Source organism: Pseudogracilibacillus amylolyticus (SeqCode) (genome assembly GCF_051918545.1).
Classification (GTDB): domain Bacteria; phylum Bacillota; class Bacilli; order Bacillales; family Amphibacillaceae; genus Pseudogracilibacillus.
This window is the reverse complement of record NZ_JBPPZG010000311.1, coordinates 1-3092: the sequence shown is the minus strand read 5'-3', so window position 1 is coordinate 3092 and position 3092 is coordinate 1. Positions and strand designations below refer to the sequence as shown.

At 37.6% G+C, this 3092-nt stretch carries 2 protein-coding genes; both read right to left on the bottom strand.

Annotation, left to right across the window (positions count from 1 at the left end; genetic code table 11):
* Window positions 1–132: 132 nt before the first annotated feature.
* Window positions 133–1293: a tryptophan synthase subunit beta gene (gene trpB, locus ACPYKA_RS20080; RefSeq protein WP_479543961.1), complete on the bottom strand. Its 1161-nt coding sequence runs from the start codon at window positions 1291–1293 to the stop codon at window positions 133–135.
* A gap of 68 nt (window positions 1294–1361) precedes the next feature.
* Entirely contained in the window at window positions 1362–2645 is a 1284-nt protein-coding gene (gene uraA / locus ACPYKA_RS20075; protein ID WP_479543960.1) for a uracil permease, read from the bottom strand.
* Between the last annotated feature and the right edge of the window lie 447 nt (window positions 2646–3092).

Genomic DNA, 3092 nt, shown 5'->3' with positions numbered 1-3092 from the left:
AGTGAAATTTTAAGTTATCAAAAAGCAATTGAATTCTATGCACCACGATTAGATCAGATTTGGGATTAATTTTATACATAAAAAGACTGGCGAGATGTTTTTGAAAAGAAGTAACCATCCCGCCAGAATATCTTAAAATTTTTCCATTTGAAACACTTGGTCAACGTCCTTATCCCCGCGACCTGATAAATTAACAATTATAACGTCATCTTTTGTAAGTTCTTTTGCAAGTTTTATTGTATGAGCAATTGCATGGGAACTTTCAAGTGCCGGGATAATTCCTTCTACTTGCGACAATTCCTTAAAGGCCTCTAAAGCTTCGTCTCCGGTAATGGTTACATATTCTGCACGGCCATTCGTTTTTAAATAACTATGTTCAGGTCCGATGCCAGGATAATCTAGCCCCGCTGCAATCGAGTGGGTCGGTGCTGGTTCACCGTCTTCATCCAGGAGAGTGAGACATTTAAATCCATGAATGACAGCAGGAACTCCTTCAGTAATGGATGCAGCTTCTTTCGGCTCCACACCAATTAAGCGTACATTTTCATCTTCGATATAATGAGCGAATGCCCCAATTGCATTGCTTCCACCACCAACACAAGCTACTATTGCTGTCGGAAGTTTTCCTTCTTTTTCTAAAATCTGTTGCTTAGATTCTTCGCTAATTATCGATTGAAAATGTTTTACCATTGTCGGATAAGGGTGTGGCCCTACAGCAGAGCCGAGTAAATAAAAAGTAGTTTGATAGTTTTCAATTAAATCGCCAAGTGCCGCATCCACCGCATCTTTAAGTCTGCCTTGTCCAGCTTCTACTGGTACAACTGTAGCTCCTAGCAATTCCATACGAAACACATTTAAGGCTTGTCTTTCGGTATCATGTTTTCCCATATAAATAGTACAGGGGATATTAAACATCGCACATGCTGTAGCCGTTGCAACACCATGTTGACCAGCGCCAGTTTCAGCAATAACACGAGTTGCCCCCATTCGCTTGGCAAGTAAAATTTGCCCAATCGCATTATTGATTTTATGTGCACCTGTATGGTTTAAATCTTCACGCTTTAAATAAATTTTTGCACCACCGATTTTTTGGGTTAAGTTTTGTGCAAAAGTTAATGGATTGTCTCTACCTACATATTCTCTTAAATAATATCGAAACTCTTCTTGAAACTCGGGGTCATCTTTATATGTTTCGAACGCCTCGGCTAGTCCTTCTAAAACGGTTTGTAAATCTTCTGGGACATAGCTGCCGCCAAATTCACCAAAGAGACCACTTTCAACTTTTTCTTTCATCTCGTAAGCCCTCCTTTTCAAAATATTATAATCGATATATACTGGAAAAACTATCTCAATTTTGAAAATTATTCATTCGATAGCTTTAGTATTTCTAGTATTTTAAAGAATAATCCGAGAATAATTGCAACAACAGTTGCAAGCCCCATTCCGGTTAATGCTACTTTACCAATATTGATTGACGCGCCGCTAATACCAATAACTAGAACAACAGAGGTTAAAATTAAGTTTTGGGATTTCGAATAGTCAATTTTTGATTCAACGAGCATTCGGATTCCACTTGCCGCAATAATTCCGAAAAGAAGTAAGGAAATTCCACCCATAACTGGTGTTGGGATCGATTGAATAAGTGCTGCAAGTTTTCCGAAGAATGATAAGATGATCGCCATCACTGCAGCCATACCGATGACCCAAGTAGAGTAAACACGTGTAATCGCAAGTACACCGATATTTTCTCCATAAGTAGTGTTCGGTGTAGAACCGAAAAAGCTTGAGATAATCGTTGACACCCCATTACCGATAAAGGAACGGTCTAATCCAGGATCCTTCGTTAAATCTTTACCTACAATATTACCAGTTACAAACAAATGACCGATATGTTCAGGAATTAACACGAGTGCGGCAGGCAAGATGATAAAAATTGCCGACCAATCAAATTTCATCGTATAAAGTTCTGGCATCGTTATCCATGTAGCTTCCTCAACAAGGTCTAATTGAAGCAGTCCGAAAAAGTAGGCAATAATATATCCGGAAATTATTCCTAATAAAATTGGAATGATTTTTAAAAATCCACGCATCGTTACCCAAAATACAATCGTAATTAATAACGTCAATAGAGCGACAAGTGCAGCTGTTGAATCCATCGTCCAATTGGTGCCGGCATCAGCAGGTGCAATCCAACCAGCCATCTCTGCTGCAACAGGAACGAGTTCAAGTCCAATAACCGCAACGATTGCTCCCATTGCAGCCGGTGGAAACAAAACATCGATCCAACTTGTACCAATAAATTTAATAATGATACCAACGAAAGTTAAAACGATCCCAACCATTAAAAATCCGCCTAAAGCATAGCTGAAACCTTCTTCGCCATTATATTTCCCAAGTACAACGAGTACTGGCGAAATAAATGCAAAACTGGATCCTAAATAAGCAGGGATTTTTCCTTTTGTAATGAATAAATATAGGATTGTTCCTATCCCGTTCATAAGTAAAATGATTGCAGGGTTTACACCAAAAAGGATTGGAACTAATACTGTTGAACCAAACATAGCAAATAAATGTTGAATTCCTAGTGGTACGCTCTGCTGTAATGGTGGTCGTTCATGAACTTGAATCTCATCATATTTTGCCATCTATTTTTTCTCCTTTTTATTCTCCTTCATGTGAACAATAAAAAAACACCTTGATAACAAGGTGTATATCACATACGTATAGTATAGACGTACATCATGAAAGACATACGTATCCGACGTTCACCTTGTTAGCCTCACAGGACTAATTTAAAGGAAAATATTCATTTTATGATATTAATTGTCACATAAAAAAGAAAAATGTCAATGGAAAATTTTGCTTAAATATTAAAGCGCTGAAATATTTAAAAAAACGCTGAATTCCTGGTCGAAATCGCTGAATAAAAATTAGATTCGCTGAATTGAAGAACATTTGCGCTGAATTGTTGAACGAAATCGCTGAATCAATACTTTTCATCCTTCATAAGGAAGACGCTATTTTTTCATTTCACATGAAATCTTAGTATAATAGAATTGATTGTGTATGGAGATGATAATGTGGATGCTCAA

Excerpts from the sequence above, each read along its gene's own strand:
- trpB (WP_479543961.1), bottom strand. The coding sequence starts at position 1,293 with ATGAAAGAAAAAGTTGAAAGTGGTCTCTTTGGTGAATTTGGCGGCAGC.
- uraA (WP_479543960.1), bottom strand. The coding sequence starts at position 2,645 with ATGGCAAAATATGATGAGATTCAAGTTCATGAACGACCACCATTACAG.